The sequence below is a fragment of the Cohnella faecalis genome (assembly GCF_003570905.1).
GTDB lineage: Bacteria > Bacillota > Bacilli > Paenibacillales > Paenibacillaceae > Cohnella > Cohnella faecalis.
Window position 1 is genome coordinate 333,987 of the sequence record NZ_QXJM01000027.1, and the last position, 20,497, is coordinate 354,483.

General features: G+C 59.4%; 6 protein-coding genes. All 6 read left to right on the forward strand.

The window, feature by feature from the left end; translation table 11 throughout:
* The first annotated feature begins 19 nt into the window (after positions 1 to 19).
* From D3H35_RS07415 to D3H35_RS07440, 6 genes are read left to right on the forward strand one after another with little or no spacing between them, the layout of a single operon-like run.
* Complete coding sequence (locus D3H35_RS07415) at positions 20 to 736, forward strand: thioesterase II family protein (RefSeq protein WP_158593984.1); 717 nt, start codon at positions 20 to 22, stop codon at positions 734 to 736.
* Positions 733 to 9,762: a non-ribosomal peptide synthetase gene (locus D3H35_RS07420; protein ID WP_119148444.1), complete on the forward strand. Its 9,030-nt coding sequence runs from the start codon at positions 733 to 735 to the stop codon at positions 9,760 to 9,762. The genes D3H35_RS07415 and D3H35_RS07420 overlap by 4 nt, the downstream gene beginning before the upstream one ends.
* 2 nt (positions 9,763 to 9,764) lie before the next feature.
* Positions 9,765 to 11,015 carry an ACP S-malonyltransferase gene (locus tag D3H35_RS07425; protein ID WP_119148445.1) on the forward strand — a complete coding sequence of 417 codons (1,251 nt, stop codon included), beginning with the start codon at positions 9,765 to 9,767 and terminating at the stop codon, positions 11,013 to 11,015.
* A complete protein-coding gene (locus D3H35_RS07430; protein WP_119148446.1) occupies positions 11,015 to 12,685 on the forward strand; it encodes a type II CAAX endopeptidase family protein in 1,671 nt (556 codons plus the stop codon). Before D3H35_RS07425 ends, D3H35_RS07430 begins: the two co-directional genes overlap by 1 nt.
* Before the next feature lie 40 nt (positions 12,686 to 12,725).
* On the forward strand, positions 12,726 to 16,448 hold the full coding sequence (locus D3H35_RS07435; RefSeq protein ID WP_119148447.1) for a condensation domain-containing protein: 3,723 nt from the start codon (positions 12,726 to 12,728) through the stop codon (positions 16,446 to 16,448).
* 11 nt (positions 16,449 to 16,459) lie between these two features.
* Positions 16,460 to 20,464, forward strand: coding sequence for a non-ribosomal peptide synthetase (locus D3H35_RS07440; protein ID WP_119148448.1), 4,005 nt, complete (start codon positions 16,460 to 16,462; stop codon positions 20,462 to 20,464).
* Positions 20,465 to 20,497 lie beyond the last annotated feature (33 nt).

A 20,497-nucleotide genomic window follows, 5' to 3' on the forward strand; every position in this document is an offset into this window, starting at 1 on the left:
GGCGGACAAAGGAGAACGTATGGATCGAGTAACGCTGTTTATGTTTCCTTACGCGGGAGCATCCGCCTCCGTATACGAGAAGTGGAAGCCTCTGTTTCACGAATCTATCGATATCGTCCCTGTCGAAATTCCGGGGCGGGGAAAACGATTCCCGGAGCCGCCGCTTCGGCGCATCGGGCCAATCGTGGAAGACGCTTACACACGCATCGAAGGGCAACTGTCCGAACGTCCCTACGCCTTGTTCGGGCACAGTCTCGGAAGCGTCGTCGCTTTCGAATTGGCGCGCAAGGCGAAGCGGCTAGGAAAGAAGCCTCCGGTTCGGCTGTTCGTGTCGGGCAGGGCGGCACCTCAAGTCAAAGAGCTTGACGAGCCGGTCTACTTGCTGCCGGACGAGCGGTTCAAGCAAAAAATACGGAGCCTGGGCGGAACGCCTCCGGAGTTTTTCCAGAACGAGCAGCTTCTCTCGCTGTTTTTGCCCATTTTGAAGGCCGATTACGAAGCGTCGGACACTTACCGCGATGAGGCGGATGCCTCCGACAAGTTGTCTTGCGGAATGACGGTGCTGCACGGAACGGAAGACGAGCCTTGCGATCCGTCGGAATGGAGCGTTCATTCGACCGGAACGAGCGACTTTCATGAATTCGAAGGCGGCCATTTCTTTATCAACGAGCATGCGAAGCCGGTTGCGGAATTGATCAATCGTTTGCTGTGCACGAAGGAGGAACGAACCTTATGACGATTCGGAATCTAGCGCAGCTGCTGTTTAGCGATCGAACGGAAGGCAAAGGAATTACATTCATCCGAAGCGCGTCCGAGCAGTCGACCGTCAGTTACCGGGACTTGCATCGCGAAGCGTCCTTGCTGCTGAGGCACATGCAGGAAGCCGGACTGAAGCCCGGCAACGAGCTCGTCTTCCAGATCGAGCAGAACCGCGTATTTCTGACCTGGTTTTGGGCGTGTATGCTCGGCGGCATCGTGCCGGTGCCGCTCACCCCGGGCGGTAGCGAGGAGAACAAGAAGAAGCTCACAAGCGTATGGAAAAAGCTGAATCGGCCTTACCTCGTCGCCGAAGCGGACTTTTGGAGCCGTCATTCGGCGGAGAGCGGCGGCCCGGGCGACGAATTCGGCGCCTTGCTGGCGGAAATCGGCAGCGAGAGATCGCTTGTCGCCGAGTGGTCGGAATTGTCGGGCGAGCCGGGACAGCTTCACGAGAGCTCGCCGGAGGATATCGCTTTTATCCAGTTTTCCTCGGGTTCGACCGGCGAGCCCAAGGGCGTGACGCTGACTCATGCGAATTTGCTCGCTAACATGCGGGCGATCGTCGAATGCTCCGGGGCGACCGGGCTCGATTCATCGCTAAGCTGGATGCCGATGACGCACGACATGGGCTTGATCGGTTTTCACCTGACGCCGATTATGGCGGGCATGAATCAATATTTGATGCTTCCCGCTCTGTTCATTCAGCATCCGACGTTGTGGCTGAACAAAGCGAACGAGCATCGGATTACGACGCTGGCGTCGCCGAATTTCGGCTATAAGCACTTTTTGGCCCACTACAAGCGCGAGCAAGCGAAAAATTGGGATTTGTCCTCCGTTCGGCTGATCTTTAACGGAGCCGAACCGATTTCCGCGAGCTTGTGCCGTCAATTTTTGAACGAAATGAACGAATACGGCCTTCGCTCGAACGTTATGTTTCCGGTGTACGGGATGGCGGAAGCAAGCCTTGCGGTTACGTTCCCGCCTGCGGGCGAGCCGCTGATCGATGTAGAGGTGGAGCGCGGATCGAGAACGGGGCAGCCCGTTCGGGAGCATGTGCGGGATGAGAACGGCGACGGCAAAGGCGACGGCGAACGGCGCCCTACAGTTACTTATGTCGATCTCGGAAGCTCTGTCACCGATTGCGAAGTCAGAATTTGCGGTGAGCAGGACGAGCCGTTCTCCGAAGGCGTAATTGGGGAAATCCATATACGAGGACGCAACGTCACTCGCGGATATTACAACGACGAGGAAGCGACGAAGCGGGCTTTCGCGGAAGACGGCTGGCTCCGAACTGGCGACCTCGGATTTATGCGGGGCGGAAGGCTCGTCGTAACGGGCCGCAAAAAAGACGTGCTTTTCGTAAACGGGCAAAATGTCTATCCTCACGATTTGGAAGCGCTGCTGGAAGAAGATGAAGGTGGGCAATTGCGTAGAGTTGCCGTATGCGGCGTGTTCAACGAACGGCTTCAGTCGGACGAAATGATCGTGTTCGTGCTGTTTCGCGGCAAGCTGCAGACGTTCGTTCCCGTGGCGGAGCAAGCGGAGCGCCTGATTCGAAAACATGCCGGCTTCGATGTCGGCGCGGTGCTTCCGGTCAGACAGATTCCGAAAACGACGAGCGGAAAGCTCCAGCGCTATTTGCTGGCGCAGCGGTTCGCGGACGGAGAGTTCGCCCGGGAGCAGCGAGAGCTGGAGGAGCTTCGGAGAACGGCGTCATCGGAGTCGCGTACCGTCGAATGGTCGGAGGACGAATTGGAGCGCGACCTTCAAAAGATGGGAATGGAGGCGCTCGGCACCGCATCGCTCGGCGTGGACGATTCTTTCTTTGAAAATGGCGGCAACTCTCTGAAAGCGGCTCTTTTCGTAGCGGCGGTGCAGGAGCGGCTCGGTGTCGAAATCCCGATTCGCGAGCTGTACGGAAAAGATACGGTGCGCGAGCTTGCGGGCTTGATTCGCGAAGCGGAACCGGTCGAGCGGCCTAACGCAACCGCGATAAAACCGGCGGAGCGTCGGGAGCATTACCCGCTTTCCGAAGCGCAATACCGGATTTACGCCCAGGAGCAGCAGGAAGGGATTGGAGCTTGCTATAACGTTCCAGCAGCGCTGAGAATCGACGGGCCGTTCCGGCTGCAAGAGGCGGAGAGAGCGTTCTCCGAGCTGATCGGTCGCCATGAATCGCTGCGCACCTCTTTTCACTTGATCGAGGGGGAAATCGCGCAGCGGATCGATCCGGGGCCGGTACGTTTCGCCGTAGAGTCGATCGAAGCGGACGAGGGGGAGCTGCCCGGCTTGATCGTCGGCTTCATCCGGCCTTTCGATCTGACGGCCGCGCCGTTGTTTCGGGCGAGAACGATCCGGCTCGCGGAAGATCGTCACGTTCTTCTGATCGATGCTCATCACGCCATTTGCGACGGTATTTCCTTAACCGTATTGATGGAGGAATTCGCTGAGCTTTACGTAGGGAAAACGCTTCCATCGCCCGGCATCGCTTATATCGATTACGCTGCCTGGTACGAAGGCGAAAAGAAAGAGGCGCGTTCGGAGAAGCACCGGTCTTATTGGAGCGAGCGGCTGAAAGGGCTTCCAGTGCTGCAAATGCCGACCGATTATCCGCGACCGGGAAAACGGACGTTCGAAGGGGATGCCGTCTTTTTCGAATTGCCGGAAGGAGCGGCGTACCGAATCGTCAAGCTGGCGGAGACTCGTAAAATTTCACTCTACGCCGCATTTTTGTCCGTCTATTTCGTGCTTCTGCACAAGTATGGAGCGCAGCGGGACATCGTCGTCGGCTCCTTGCTGGCAGGAAGGGACAAGCCCGAAGTTAGGCGTACGGTCGGCATGTTCAACCGGTTTCTGCCGATCCGCGCCGAAATTCCGGAGGAAGCCGACTTCGAGACGTTCATGCTGCGGGTGAACGACGAGCTGATGGACGCTTTCGATCATCAACGGTTCCCGATAGACGATATTGCGGCGGATGCGGGCGCTGCAAGGGATCGTTCGCGCAATCCGCTGTACGATACGATGCTTATATTGCATAACCAGATGGACGGAAAAGTCCGATTCGATGCCGGAGGGGCGCGGTTCAGCCGAATCGATGTGCATTCGGGCACTTCCAAGCTTGATTTCAAGCTCGATCTGTTCCCTGGGGAAAACGGCCGGCTGGACGCGGTGCTGGAGTATAATTCGAGCTTGTTCAAGCGGGAGACGATGGAGCTGTTCGCGGAGCGCTACGCGAGGCTGCTCGAAGCGGCGGCGGCAGATCCGCGCAAGCCGATCGAGGAGCTGGAGCTGCTGACGGAAGAAGAGCGTGAGCTGCTGCTGACGGGCTTCAACGACACGCATGCGGCATATCGCAACGACGTTCTGCTGCACGAGCTGATCGAAGAGCAGGCGGCGCGAACGCCGGATAAGATCGCCTTCGCGTTCGGGGATCGCAAGCTGACGTACCGGGAGCTTAACGGGCAGGCGAACCGGCTGGCGCGAACGCTTCGCGCCAAGGGCGTCGGGCCGGAGAGCGTGGTCGCGGTCGCGATGGAGCGCTCGGAGGAGATGATGACCGCGCTGCTGGCGGTGCTGAAGGCGGGCGGAGCGTACATGCCGCTGTCACCGGACGTTCCGGCGGAGCGCGCTGCGTACATGCTCGGCGACAGCGGAGCGCGGCTCGCGTTGACGCAAAGCGGCTTTGCGGCGGAATTTGCCGCCAAGCTGGCGGGAACGGGCTCGGAGCTGCTGGACGTAACGGAAGCGTTGTTGGCCGGATCGACGACAAGCCTGGATTCCGAGACGAGCCTTGAGCGGCTCGGTACTTCGCGAAGCCCGGCGTACATCATTTATACGTCGGGCTCGACGGGCCTTCCGAAGGGCGTCATGGTCGAGCATTATTCGGTCGTCAACCGGCTGAACTGGATGCAGAAGGCGTATCCGCTGACGGAGCGGGACGTCATTCTGCAAAAAACGCCGTACACGTTCGACGTATCGGTGTGGGAGCTGTTCTGGTGGGGGACGGTCGGAGCGTCGGTGCTGTTCCTTGAGCCGGGAGGCGAGAAGGAACCGGAAGCGATCGTTCGCGCGATCGAAGCCGGGGGCGCAACGACGATCCATTTCGTGCCTTCGATGCTCAGCGCGTTTTTGGACGCGGTGGAAGGCAGGCCGGAGCAAATCCGGAGGCTGTCGGGGCTGAGGCAGGTGTTCGCAAGCGGAGAGGCGCTGACCGCGAAGCAGGCGAACCGGTTCCGGGCTCTGCTGCACGAAGCGAACGGAACGCGTCTGATCAACCTGTACGGGCCGACCGAGGCGACGGTGGACGTAACGCATTTCGACTGCACGGCGCACGAGCGGCTGGAAACGGTGCCGATCGGACGGCCGATCGACAATACGAGGCTGTACATCGTGAACGAGGCGAACCGTCCGCAGCCGATCGGCGTAGCCGGGGAGCTGTGCCTCGCGGGAGACGGATTGGCGCGGGGATATGTGAACCGGGCGGAGCTGACGGCGGAGAAATTCGCGGACAACCCGTTCGAGCCGGGCGGACGAATGTACCGGACGGGCGACTTGGCAAGATGGACGGCGGACGGAAACGTCGAATATTTGGGCCGGATCGATCACCAGGTGAAAATCCGTGGTTATCGGATCGAGCTGGGCGAAATCGAAAACACCCTGCTGAAGCACGGATCGGTGAACGAAGCGGTCGTGACGGCGAGGACGGACGCGAGCGGGATGTCGTACTTGAGCGCGTATTACGTGGCGGTCGAGGAACTGGGCGCATCGCAGCTGAGGGAGCATCTTAGTCGCAGCTTGCCTGCGTACATGATTCCGGCGTACTTCGTACAGCTGGAAGCGATGCCGCTGTCAGCGAACGGCAAGGCAGACCGCAAAGCGCTGCCGGAGCCTCGGGGATTGGCGGCGTCCGCGGCGGAATACGCGGCGCCGACGGGTGAGACGGAGCGGGAGCTGGCCGTTCTATGGCAAGAGCTTCTCGGAGTGGAAAAGGTCGGAGTGAACGACGATTTCTTCGATCTCGGCGGCAACTCGTTGACGGCTGCGCGGCTGATTTCGAGGGTGCATAAGTCGTTCGGGGCGGATTTGCCGCTTAGAGACGTTTTCCAATCGCCGACGGTTGCGCAGCTCGCAGCGAAAATTACGAATGCGGGCCAAGGCGGGTATACCGCAATCGAGCCGGCGGAACCAAGGGAGCATTATCCGTTGTCTCCGGCGCAGAGCCGTTTGTTCATTCTCCATCGAATGGAAGAAGGCGGAGTCGGCTACCATTTGCCTGCAGCGTTGGATATAAGCGGCCCTGTCGATCGCGAGCGGCTGGAGGAAGCGTTCCAAAAGCTGATCGGCCGCCACGAATCGTTGCGAACCTCGTTCGCAATGACGGGGGCAGAGCCGATTCAGACGATTCACGAGCACGTTCCTTTCAAGCTCGATTATACGCGGCTGGAGGAATCGGGAGATGAGCCGGGCGCAATCGAAGCGCGATTCCGGGCTTTTGTTCGACCGTTCGAGCTATCGGAGGCTCCGCTGCTGCGAGCCGAACTGATTCGCAGGGCGGACAATCGGCATTACTTATTGTTCGACATGCACCATATCGTCGGCGACGGCATCTCCATGGCTGTGCTCCAGGACGAGCTGATCGCGTTATATGAAGGCGCTTCGCTGCCGGACTTGAAGCTGCAATATCGGGATTACGCGATGTGGCGGCTGGAGCATGCGAACGGAGAGGCGCTGCGCAAGCAGGAGGCGTACTGGCTCGATCGCTTGTCGGGAGAGCTTCCCGTGCTTGGCATTGCGGGAGATTACCCGCGGCCGCCGGTCAAAAGCGCGGAAGGAGACCGGGTGTCGTTCCGATTGTCTCCCGAGCAGGCGGAGCAGGCGAGACGGATCGCTTCCCAAGCCGGCGCTACGCCGTATATGACGCTGCTTGCCGCGTTCAAGGCGCTGCTGGCGCGATACGCGGGACAAGACGACGTCATCGTCGGAACTCCGGTGGCGGGACGGCCTCATTCTGAGCTGGAGCCGATCATCGGAATGTTCGTGAATACGCTCGCGATTCGCAGTTACCCGGCGGAGGGCAAGTCGTTCCATACGTTCTTGACGGAAGTGAAGGATGCTTCCATCGAAGCTTTCGAGAACGCCGACTATCCGTTCGAAGCGCTCGCGAACGCGCTCGGCGGAAGCCGCGATGTGAGCCGGAATCCGGTGTTCGACGCGATGTTCGTTATGCAGAACATGCGGCGGGCGGAACGGACGATCGAAGGAGTAACGTTCGGGCCTCTGGATTTGCCTACCGGGGCGGCGAAGTTCGACCTGCTACTGGAAATCGTCGAGGATGACGGCGGCGGGTACGAGTGCCGGCTGGAGTACGGAGCGAAGCTGTTCAAGCGAGAGACGATGGCGTTGTTCGCGGAGCGCTACGCCCGGCTGCTCGAAGCAGCGGCGGAAGATCCGTCCAAGCCGATCGGGGAGCTGGAGCTGCTGACGGAGGCGGAGCGGGAGCTGCTGCTGTCGGGCTTCAACGACACGCATGCGGCATATCGCAACGACGTTCTGCTGCACGAGCTGATCGAAGAGCAGGCGGCGCGAACGCCAGATAAGTTCGCCTTCGCGTTCGGGGATCGCAAGCTGACGTACCGGGAGCTTAACGGGCAGGCGAACCGGCTGGCGCGAACGCTTCGCGCCAAGGGCGTCGGGCCGGAGAGCGTCGTCGCGGTCGCGATGGAGCGCTCGGAGGAGATGATGACCGCGCTGCTGGCGGTGCTGAAGGCGGGCGGAGCGTATATGCCGCTGTCGCCGGACGTTCCGGCGGAGCGCGCGGCGTACATGCTCGGCGACAGCGGAGCGCGGCTCGCGTTGACGCAAAGCGGCTTTGCGGCGGAATTTGCCGCCAAGCTGGCGGGAACGGGCGCGGAGCTGCTGGACGTAACGGAAGCGTTGTTGGCCGGATCGACGGCAAGCCTGGATTCCGAGACGAGCTTTGAGCGGCTCGGTACTTCGCGAAGCCCGGCGTACATCATTTATACGTCGGGCTCGACGGGCCTTCCGAAGGGCGTCATGGTCGAGCATTATTCGGTCGTCAACCGGCTGAACTGGATGCAGAAGGCGTATCCGCTGACGGAGCGGGACGTCATTCTGCAAAAAACGCCGTACACGTTCGACGTATCGGTGTGGGAGCTGTTCTGGTGGGGGACGGTCGGAGCGTCGGTGCTGTTCCTTGAGCCGGGAGGCGAGAAGGAACCGGAAGCGATCGTTCGTGCGATCGAAGCCGGGGGCGCAACGACGATCCATTTCGTGCCTTCGATGCTCAGCGCGTTTTTGGACGCGGTGGAAGGCAGGCCGGAGCAAATTCGGAGGCTGTCGGGGCTGAGGCAGGTGTTCGCAAGCGGAGAGGCGCTGACCGCGAAGCAGGCGAACCGGTTCCGGGCTCTGCTGCACGAAGCGAACGGAACGCGTCTGATCAACCTGTACGGGCCGACCGAGGCGACGGTGGACGTAACGCATTTCGACTGCACGGCGCACGAGCGGCTGGAAACGGTGCCGATCGGACGGCCGATCGACAATACGAGGCTGTACATCGTGAACGAGGCGAACCGTCCGCAGCCGATCGGCGTAGCCGGGGAGCTGTGCCTCGCGGGAGACGGATTGGCGCGGGGATATGTGAACCGGGCGGAGCTGACGGCGGAGAAATTCGCGGACAACCCGTTCGAGCCGGGCGGACGAATGTACCGGACGGGCGACTTGGCAAGATGGACGGCGGACGGAAACGTCGAATATTTGGGCCGGATCGATCACCAGGTGAAAATCCGTGGTTACCGGATCGAGCTGGGCGAAATCGAAAACACGCTGCTGAAGCACGGATCGGTGAACGAAGCGGTCGTGACGGCGAGGACGGACGCGAGCGGGATGTCGTACTTGAGCGCGTATTACGTGGCGGTCGAGGAACTGGGCGCATCGCAGCTGAGGGAGCATCTTAGTCGCAGCTTGCCTGCGTACATGATTCCGGCGTACTTCGTACAGCTGGAAGCGATGCCGCTGTCGGCGAACGGCAAGGCAGATCGCAAAGCGCTGCCGGAGCCTCGGGGATTGGCGGCGTCCGCGGCGGAATACGCGGCGCCGACGGGTGAGACGGAGCGGGAGCTGACCGTTCTATGGCAAGAGCTTCTCGGAATGGAGAAGATCGGAGTGAACGACAATTTCTTTGAAATCGGCGGCAACTCGCTGCTGCTCGTTCGCGCCCATAACGAATTGGAAAAACGCTACCCCGGTCTTGTGAAATTAACCGATCTGTTCGTATACTCAACCGTTTCGAAGCTGGCCGAGCATGTGAATGCCCGACTATCGAACGTCGGTCAAGAAAATCTTGCGGAGCCGATCGCTCTGCCGGCGTCCTTCTTCGCCCGGCCGAACGAGCCGAATCAAGGACGTTCGTTCGATTTCCGGCTGGAAGCCGACGCCGTGCGGGCGCTGGAGGAGGTTTGCCGTTCGGAACGAATCGGCATGTATCCGCTGTTCGTAGCCTCCTTCTTGTTCGTCTTGGCTCGGCATGCCGGGAAGACGGATATTGCGGTTCCGGCCGGACTTCCGGGCGGTCACCTCGTTAACGTGAAGGTCGGTTCTTCCGAGTTGGCCGATTTTCCGCAGCTTCTCTCGTCGGTTCGCCGGCAAGTGGAAGCGGCCGATACGGCGGCGGGACCGCGCAAGTACCGGGCGGAGCAATTGCGGAGCAGCGTTATTCCGAAAGACGAGCGGCACGTTCTTCCTTTGATTCGCGGCAAGGACGATCCGGGCTTCCGGTCGGGCGATCTTCATCCGTTCGATTTCGCCTTATCCGTGCATATCGTGCCGGGACAGATCGGCTTCCGCTTCGAATACAACGGAAGAAGGCTGCGAACGGAAAAGCTGAAATCGTTGATGGGGGATTTTCTTAAGTTCGTGACGTATTTATCCGCGCAATCCCGAAGCCGAGTGGAGCAAACCGCGGCAACTCTGGAAAAAGAGGTGTGACGATGGAGAAGATCGCGTTCCTGTTCCCGGGACAAGGCGCGCAATACCGGGGCATGTTCAAAACGCACTGGGTGCGCTATCCGGAAGTCAGGCAAACGTTCGAGGAAGCGTCGGATACGCTCGGGTTGGATCTCTTCAGCCTATGTTCGGAAGGCACCGAAGAGGAGCTCACCCGACCTCAGAACACCCAACCGGCGCTTCTCACCGCCGGCGTAGCCGCTTATCGCGCATGGACCCGGGAAACCGGCGTCGTTCCGTTCGCGCTGGCCGGCCACAGCTTGGGCGAATATACGGCTCTCGTCTGCTCCGGGGCGATTCCGTTCAACGAGACGCTTGCGATCGTCAGGCAGAGAGGCTGGCTCATGAAGGAAGCGGCGTCCGCTGGCAAGGGCGGAATGCTGGCAGTAAACGGGATGACGGGGCCGGAAGCGGAGGCTCTCCTCTCGGAGCTGCCGGAATTCGACGGACAGCTTGCCGTTGCGTGCTATAACTCTTCGCGGCAGCAGGTGCTGTCCGGGCCGGAAGCCGCGATGATGGAGGTGGAACGGAAGCTTACCGCCAGGGGAATGAAGACGATCCCGTTGAAGGTCGGGGCGGCTTTCCACGGACCGTCGATGGCCGACGCCGCGCGCCAGTTGGAGACGTTCTTGCGCGAACGCGCCGCCAGCATCGGCACACCGCGCCAGCCGGTCGTCTCGAACGCAACGGCTTTGCCTTACGAGGAAGGCGCGGAATCGATCATCCGGGGCTTGGTGCTCGAGATGACCGAACCCGTCCTCTGGAAGCAGACGATGGAGTACTTGCGGAATCAAGCGATGGAAGCGGCGATAGACTTCGGTCCGCAAAGAACGATGAAACATTTGCTCCTGCAAGACGATCCTGCCGCCGTCGTTTATGCGTTCGATTTTCCGGAGGATCACGAAAAGCTGTTTTCGCCCGAATGGAAAGCGCGGCGGCGGAGTCGCTCGAACCGCCGGCTGCTGGAAGCGTGCTTGGTGGCTGCCGTCGCGACGCCGAATCGCAACGAGGATCGAATGGAATACACCGAAGGAGCGGTAAAGCCCTATCGGGAAATCGAAGAGCTGCTGCGGGAATCGGAACGGCGGGGAGCCGAACCGACAGACGACGACGTTCGGGCCGCTCTGGAGCTGCTGACGGTTATTTTGCGAACCAAAAGAGCAAGCGAGCAGGAACAGCTGGAAAGAACGAATGCGATCGCATTCGAAATCCATAGGAAAGCAGGGTCGTTATAATGAAGAATTATATTCGTATGATTGTTAACCTCGTCCTTTATTTAGGCGTAACCTTCCTCGTTTTTTGGGGTGTAGGGATTTTGAAGGAGCAGAACGAGACGTTCAAACGTCTGCTTGACGACAATCCTCCGGTTCTTCTCATCATCTGCGCTTGTATTATCTATTTGATTCTGACCCTTCTATTCCAGGTCCGCCACAAGCTGACGAAGTCGGAGCCGAAAAGATTGCTTGACGCCGTAGGCTTCCGCAAGCTGAACGACAATGAGTACGTCGGCTCTTTCCTCGTCGGAGCGGGCTGCGCTCTCTTCTTTTTCGGATTGATGACGCTGTCGGTTTTGCCGGAAAAGACGCTGTACGAGCTGAACAATTACGTGGATGTGTTCTCCAAATCGGATGCGTTCGTGTTCGCGATTCTCGGCGCCGGAGTTATCGGCGTGCTGTTCGAGGAAGTGTATTTCCGGGGGTTAGTGTTCGGCGAGCTGCGCAGAGTTCTTCCGCTGCCGGTCGCTTTCTTGGCCCACGCGGCTGTCTACGCCTATTTCCAGCCGAATCTGACCATTTCCATAACCGGGTTTTTCCTAGCTCTGTTTTACAGCTTCATGTATGTCAAAACGAAATCGGTCTGGTCGACGGTTACGGCTGCCGCTACGCTTAACATTACTATCGTAGCTGCCAAGGAATACGGGCTTATCGAGGCGTTGGGCAAAGGGAACGACTTCATGCCGGTCGCCGTGCTGGTCGTAGGCGCCATCTTCGTTCTTCTCGGCTTATTCCGCATCAGCCGGTTCGCAGGCATCGAGTCAGGAACTGGCGGCAAGGTGGAAGCGTATCTTAAGGCGATCGCCGCAGCGGGCGCGTACATCGCGATCTATTACGCGGTGCTGACCTCCGTCATCTACATCTGGACGCAGGTTCTTACTTCCTACGAGCCGATTCGTCCGTGGCTGAACGAAAGCAGCAACAATCTGTGGGCGCTCGTCATCAACGATATTATCGCCGTTGCGCTTTACTTCTTCATTCTCCGCAGATACCGGTCGGTCAACCTGTTCGAGCTGTGCGGCTTCTCCCGCATTTCGCGCTCTACGGTCGTTCAAATCGCTATTTTGTCCATCTCGATGGGACTTTGGGTAACCAGCATCGCAAAAATTCCGTACGTTGAGGAAACGTTTCCTCAATTCGATACGCTGTTCAATTCTTTGGTAGGCGGGCCTCTGCTTCCATTTATCGTGTTCTTGCTGTTTCACTCCGTCTATAAGGAAATTTTGTTCCGCGGCCTTATTTTCAACGCCTTCAAGACGGCAATGCCGCTGGCGGTCGTGTTTCTGCTGGACGCGCTCGTCTATGGACAGTTGTTCTTCCAGTGGGATCCCGCGCTTACGATTTACGGCGGGATGGGAACGGTTATTTTCGGTCTTCTCTATCTGTGGTACCGGTCGCTATGGGCGCCGATCGTCGCACAATTGGGCTTGTTCGCCACTTACTATGCGGCAAGGCACAGCATAGCGGCGTTCGAAATCGAATTCAACGGCGCATTCTATGCGGTCATGGTTGTCAGCTCCGCATCCGTTCTGTTCTTTATGATCCGTTTGTGGAAAAAGCGTACCTCAGCCGTTCCGGCGCCTCAGCCTTCGGCGATTCCCGCCAAGCGCGGAGCACGGGCCGGCGCGTGATTAGTCGACCGTCGGATTCCAGAAGCAGGAGGGGAAAACCATGTTGGACGTAACCGGCTTTCGGTTCGACTTTGCGGATGAGGACACGGAAGAAGGAGCGCTTGCCGACGATATCGCGATAAATGACTTTGCTGCGCGCGAAGTATCCATGCACGATATCGCAATCGTCGGTATTTCCGCCGAGCTTCCGCTGGCGGAGGACGCGGACCATTATTGGCGCATCTTGCGCGATGGAAAAGATGCCGTCGCTTCGTTTCCGAAGCGGAGGCGGCAAGACGTTGAAGCGTACATTCGCCGCCTTGGGCTCGACCCGGAGACGGTCGCTTATTTCGACGGCGCTTATTTGGAGGAAATCGACAAGTTCGATCCCGGCTTTTTCCGGATGTCCCCTCGGGACGCTAGTCTGACCAGCCCTAGCCAGCGTCTCTTTCTGCAGACGGCATGGAAGACGATCGAGGATGCCGGGTACGGCGGAGGCAAGCTGGCGGGAACGAAAACCGGCGTCTATATCGGATATTGCGCGGACGCGATTCACGATTATAAGAGGCTGATCGCGGAGGAAGACCCTTCCGGCGTTCCGATTGCGATTCCCGGCAATTTAACTTCCGTTATCGCGAGCCGGATTTCTTATTTGCTCGATTTGAAAGGCCCGGCGCTGTCGGTGGATACCGCTTGCTCGTCGTCTCTGGTAGCCGTTCATCTTGCTTGCCAAGCTATACGCTCCGGAGATTGCGACATGGCGCTTGCCGGTAGCGTGAAGACGTTGACGCTTCCGATCGATACCGGCATGAGAGTCGGCATCGAATCGTCGGACGGGCGGGCGAGAACGTTCGGCGACGGAGCGGACGGCACCGGTATGGGAGAAGGCTCGGCGGCCGTTCTGCTGAAGCCGCTGGCCAAGGCGCTCGCCGACGGAGATTCGGTATACGCCGTTATTAAAGGCTCGGCAATCAACCAGGACGGCAGCTCGGCGGGCATTACCGCCCCGAACGCCGCCGCCCAGGAAGAAGCGATCGTGCAGGCTTGGCTGGACGCGGATATCGATCCTTCGACCGTCTCCTACATCGAAGCGCACGGAACCGGGACAAAATTGGGAGATCCGATCGAAATAGAAGGCATTAGCCGGGCGTTCCGCCGATTTACGGATGAGCGGCAATTTTGCGCCATCGGCTCGGTCAAGACGAATCTCGGGCATCTGGATAACGCGGCGGGCATCGTCGGGCTTTTGAAGGCGGTTCTGGCGCTCAAGCATAAGGAGCTTCCGCCAAGCTTGCATTTCGAACGGCCCAACCGCCATATCGATTTTATCGAGTCGCCCGTCTATGTGAACGACAAGCTGAAGGCTTGGGAGACGGGGACTTCCCCTCGCAGGTGCGGGGTGAGCGCTTTCGGGCTTAGCGGAACGAACTGCCATATCGTTCTGGAGGAAGCTCCCACGTATGAGGAGCAAGAGGGGACCGATTTTTACGAGGAAGGCGGAGTATTCGCTTTATCCGCGAGAAGCGGGGAATCGCTCGCTCGAAGCGTTCGCAAATATGCGGATTGGTTCGAGGAACGAGGCGGTTCCGGGCTGAATATCGCCGATCTCTGCTACACGGCAAGCACGGGAAGAAGCCATTACGATTACCGGATCGCCGCCGTCGTACGCGATGGGGACGAGCTGGCCGCTCTCTTACGCGCAGCCCGGAATTTGCCGCCCGAAAAATTCGGCGAGACCGGATTTTTGTACAGCCATAGCCCAGCTGCCGAAGGAAGCGCTGCGGTTAAGCCGATAGGGGAAAGCGGATACGGACAGCTTTCGGCAGCGGATAAGCTTTCGGCGGAGAATGCGGCGCGCGAGCTTATCGACCGAATTTGCGGTGAAGACGACATCGGGCGAAGCGGCCATAGTCACGACAAGGCCGATCTGGAAAGATTGAGCGCCCTGTATGTTCAAGGAGCGGACATTCCTTGGGAAAGGCTGTATGCCGGGCAGCGTCGCTGCAAGCTGAATTTGCCGACTTATATGTTCGACAAGGTGCGATGCTGGGTTGATGGAGATCCCTCGCGGAAGCGCTCCGCCGCACAAGCAGCGGGAGCGGCGACGGCAAGCGGCGGTATGACCGCCGCCAAAGCTGCTGCTGCCGACGCCGGAGAGGAGCTTGAAGTCGATATCGAAGAAGCGGTGGCGGAAGCATGGGCTCGCGTGCTCGGGGTGCGTCCGGGGCCGAACGACGATTTCTTCGCTCTCGGAGGCCATTCGTTGTCGGCTGTCCAATTGATCGCGAATTTGCAGCAGGAGTTCGGGATCGAGCTTTCCCTCAGCGAGGTGTTCCGATCGCCGACCGTCGCTTCTCTGGCAGAAGCGATTCGCGATGCGGCGCGGAACGATTCGGACAAGATCACGCCATGCGCGCCAAGCGACCGGTATCCGGTATCTTCCGCTCAGAAGCGGCTGTTCATCCTCAGCGAGCTTCATGGCGACAACACAGGCTACAACATGCCGGCGTTGATGGAAATCGAAGGCGCGGTGGACAAGGAACGGCTCGTCCAAGCGCTGCAAACGATTATCGACCGCCACGAATCGCTGCGAACGACTTTCGGCTGGGAAGACGGAGAAATCGTGCAGCGCGTTCATCCGGCCGCCGAGCCATCCGTCGAGTTTCTGGAAGCCGGGCCGGAAGGAATCGACGGAGCCGTCCGGGCGTTCATTCGACCGTTTCAGCTCGATCGGCTTCCGTTGCTGCGGATCGGACTTCTCCGCACGGATGCCCGGAAGCATCTGCTTCTGTTCGATATGCATCATATCGTTTCGGACGGCTTCTCGGTCGGCAAGCTGGCCGGCGATTTCGCAAGGATTTACGGAGGCGTGGAATTGCCGCCGCTGCCGATCCAGTACAAAGACTATGCGGCGTGGCAGGAAAAACGGTTCGGGTCCGAGTCTTTCCTGGAACATGAACGGTATTGGAAACGGCAATTCGCTGTGCCCGCGCCGAAGCTGCGGCTTCCGACGGATCGCGATCGGACGGGAGAAGCAGGCGCTTCGGCTTACGAAGGGAAGACGGTGTTCTTCCGAGCCGACCAATCGTTAAGCCGCAGACTGGAAGAGCTGGCAGCCTCCACCGGGACGACGCTGTTCATGGTGCTGCTTGCTGCCTATAACGTCCTTTTGTCGAAATACTCGGGGCAGGAGGACATTGTGGTAGGAAGCGCGGTCGCGGGACGTACCCGCGCCGAACTGGAGCCGCTTATCGGCATGTTCGTCAATACGCTGGCGCTTCGCAATTATCCGTCCAAGGAAAAGTCGTTCCGACGATTTTTGGCCGAGGTGAAGGAGAACGCGAGAGAAGCGTTTGAACATCAGGAATATCCTTTTGAGAGATTGGCTGCGGAACTGGGCGACGCCGTTCGGCCAGGGCAGGACAATCCATTGTTCGATACGATGTTCGTTCATCAGAATACGGCGCTTCCCGAGCTTGATTTCGGAGAGGCAAAGCTGCGTCCGTACTCGTACGATTTTGGCATTTCGAAGCTCGACTTGACGCTGCAGTCTTGGGCGAACGGACCCGAGCTGACGTTCTCGCTCGAATATCGGACGGCTTTGTTCCGGCACGACACGATGGTTGATTTTTCGGAGCGCTTCCTTCGGATGCTGGAGCTTGCGGCCGGGGAAGAAGATTTCGCGCTGCGGGATGCGGATTTGCTCGAACAATCCGAGCGCAGCCGAATCGAGGAGAACATTCGCGCGGGCAAGGAAACGGTTTTTGCGGATTTTGAATTTTAGGAGGAGGCGGAATGATGGAGGTCGGTAACCCGATCTTGTACGAGCTGGACGATGACCGCGAAGAGATTGCGGAAGCGAGGGACTATTGGCTCGCTCATTTGTCGGACGATCCCAAGCCGGCTTCGATCCAACCGGATCGCGCGGAAGGAGGAGTCGATAGAAGCTTCGGGAGCCTGTCGTTTGCTTGGCCGGAGCCGTTGTCTGCGAAGCTGCTGGAACTCGCGAGGGGACAGGATACGCTCCTGTATGTCGTTCTGCTTGCCGGACTCGCAACCGTGGTTCGCAAATACGGCGGCGAGTCGGACATGACGGTCGCATCCCCGGAGTATGCCGGCTTTGGCTCAGGCGACGGAGACGCTCGATTGGCGACGAATCGCTATCTTCCGATCCGGTGCCGCCTTGATGGCGATATGACCGTGAAGGAGCTGCTGACGGCGGTAAACCGCACGGTCACCTCGGCCTATCGGTATCAATATTATCCGGTTCGGAAAGCGCTGGAGAAACAGGGACTCGAAGACCGTTCTTACGGCAAAATGGCCTGCGAGCTGACCAACATTCACGATTCGCGGGCATTGGAGTCTCTAAGAAATTCCGGGGACAACGAAATTTCGGTTTCGTTTACTCGCGCAGAGGGGCGGCTGGAAGGCCGTATCGCTTACGACGTCTCTTTGTTCACCGAGCGGAGCGTTCATACGCTGCTGGACGTCTGCGAATATGTGCTGGAGCAAGCGGCGGCCGATCCGGGCGCGAGCCTTCGGTCGTTGGAGCTTGTCCGCGCCCCGGAGCGGGAGCGAATGCTGGCCGAATTCAGCGGAAACAAATGGGATTTGCCCGCGAACGTCTCGATGTCCCGGTTGTTCGAGGAGCAGGCTGCGGCTTCTCCTTCCCGGACTGCGGTCGTGAGCGGAACGGAAAGACTGACTTACGGCGAGCTGAACGAAAAAGCGAATACGCTTGCCGATCGGCTGCGGCGAAGAGGAGTCGGCAACGGGCGGGTCGTCGGCATTATGCTGGAGAAGTCCGTTTTGATGGTGACGTCCATCCTCGCCGTGCTGAAAGCCGGGGGCGCTTATTTGCCTCTGGATCCCGGTTATCCCGAACCGCGCCTCCGCCATATGCTGGAGGACAGCGGGACGGAGGTTTTGTTGACCAGCGCTCTTTTTGCCGGACGGTTGCCTTTTGCCGGAAATACGGTCATCGTCGACGCGATCCCGCCGGAGGAAGAGGCTGAGGGCGACGAAGCATTCAGTCAAACAACGGGGCAGGCTGCGCTTGCGGACGACCTTGCTTATATGATCTATACGTCGGGCTCGACAGGGAAGCCGAAAGGCGTCATGGTCGGCCACCGGGGAATGGTCAACCTGCAATCGTTTTTCAAGCGCGAGCTGAACGTTCGGGAAAACGACCGAATCCTGCAATTTGCCAGCGCTTCGTTCGATGCTTCCGTGTGGGAGCTGTTCATGGCGCTCTTTACCGGAGCGGAGCTGCACCTGCCTGCGCGGGAAGTGCTGGAGAGCTACGATAGATTTACGGACTATTTGAACGGGAACGGCATTACGATCGCGACGCTCCCGCCTACGTTCGCGGCGCATCTCGATCCGTCGGGCGTTCAAACGCTCAGGCTGCTAATAACGGCCGGATCGGCAACGAGCCCCGAGCTGGTGCGGAGATGGAAGGGACGCGTAGAGTACGTCAACGCCTACGGTCCGACCGAGTCGACCATCTGCGCCACGATTTGGAAGGCGGACGAGGCTTTCGGCGAAGATGAGCCGGATGGTTCGGCCGCGTCGTCTCCGCGATCGGTTCCGATCGGCAAGCCGATTTTGAATGCGGACGCATATATCGTCGGCTGTGACGGACAGCTTCAGCCGATCGGCGTCATGGGCGAGCTGTTCATCGGAGGGGTCGGCGTAGCGCTAGGCTATTGGGGGCGCGACAGCCTTACCGCCGAGAAATTCGTCCCGAACCCGTACAAGCCGGGCGAGACGATGTATCGATCGGGCGATTACGCCAGATGGCTGCCGGACGGCAACATCGACTATAGGGGTCGCATCGACCATCAGGTCAAAATTCGCGGCTTCCGCATCGAGATCGGCGAAATCGAAACCGAGCTTCTCTCTCATCCGGACATAAGCGAGGCGGCGGCAGCGGCGAAAAGCTTGGCGGAGGGCGATGTCGGATTATGCGCTTATTACGTCGCTTCCAGTCCGATTCGTCCGCAGGAAATCAAAGACTGGCTCGCCTTGAGGCTGCCCGGCTACATGATTCCGCAATACATGATCCCGCTGGACAAGCTGCCGCTCACGGTCAACGGCAAGGTCGATCTTGCGGCTCTTCCGGCTCCCGGTTCTTCCGGCTCCGGCGGCGGTACGCTGGACGAGAACGCTTCGGAAACGGAGAAGAAGCTTGCGAGACTGTGGAGCGAAGTGTTGGGCATAAGCTCCATAGGCGCGGACGCGCATTTCTTCGAAGCGGGAGGCCATTCCTTGCGCGCGGCGCTGCTCATCTCGGAAATCCATCGAACGTTCCATGCGCAGCTATCGCTGCGCGACGTTATGGAAGCGCCGACTTTGCGCGAAATGGCGAAGCGGATCGAAGAAAACGGGGGCAAGGGCTCGTTCGAGGCGATCGTTCCCGCGGCTCAGAAGCCTTATTACCCGTTGTCGCCGGCGCAAAAACGGCTGTACGTGCTCAGCCGGTTCGATCCCGAATCCGTCGCGTACAACTTGCCGGCCGCGCTGCTGCTGGAAGGGGAGCTTGATACCGACCGTCTGAAGCGCGCTTTCCAGGCGCTGACGAGCCGTCACGAAACGCTGCGGACCTCGTTCGGGCTGGAGGACGGAGCGCCCGTACAATTCGTTCATTCCTCTGCGGACGTATCGTTCGAGATCGCGAGCGAGCCGCTTGGCGAGATCGGCGTCGACGCAACCGAAAAGGCCGTCAAGCAGTTCGTGCGGCCGTTCGATCCGGGCGTCGCTCCGCTGCTGCGGGTTCGCGTCATTCGGTATTCGGATACGCGTCACACGTTGCTTTTGGACATGCATCATCTCATATCGGACGGGATTTCGACTTCCGTCTTTATCCGCGATTTGCTTCAATTGTACGCGGGCGAGCGGCTTGATCCGCTGCCGCTGCAATACAAGGATTTCGCTTGCTGGCAATCCGGGCGGCTCGAAGCGGGAGGAATGGAGGAGCAGGAGCGGCACTGGCTGTCCCAATTTTCCGTTCCGGTGCCGTCCCTCGGAATTCGAACGGACTACCCGCGTCCGTCGGAGCCGCTGTTCGATGACGGGGACGCCGTCGTGCGGACGATCCCGGCGGAGAAGACGAACGGGCTGCGAGAGCTCGCCGCTTCTGCCGACTCGACGTTGTACATGGTGCTTCTAGCGGCTTACTCGACTCTTTTGTCCCGCTATTCCGGCGATGAGGACATCGTGGTCGGCACACCGGTGGCCGGACGGCGGCACGCCGACCTGCAAGGGCTGATCGGGATGTTCATCAACATGCTGCCGATGCGCACCAGGCCGAAAGCCGGCCTATCGTTCGCCGATTATTTGAACGACGTCAAAGATACGGCGCTGCAAGCGCTGGAAAATCAGGATTATCCGTTCGACGAGCTCGTCCGGAAGCTGAACGCGCAGCGGGATTTCAACCGGAATCCGCTGTTCGACGCCTCCTTCGCCTTGCAGAACATGGACATGCCTCGCATCGAAGCGGAAGGGCTTGCCATCGAGCCGATCAATATCCGTTTCCACCCGGCCAAGTTCGACTTGACGCTATGGGCGGAGGAAGGGGAGGACGGGCTCCGGCTTACTTTGGAATATCGGCCCGCTTTGTTCAAGCAGGAGACGATCGCAAAAATGGTGGACGACTTGACGACGATTCTGGACCGCATCGTGGAGGAGCCGCAGATTGAATTGGGAGAAATCGAGCTTCTCGGCGACGAAGAACAACGGGCCATGGCCTCGCGTCTCGCCCGGCTGGAGCAGGATCTGGAGATGGAATTCGAACTATAATTCGATCCGCACGAGCGGAATGAAGGAGGATTC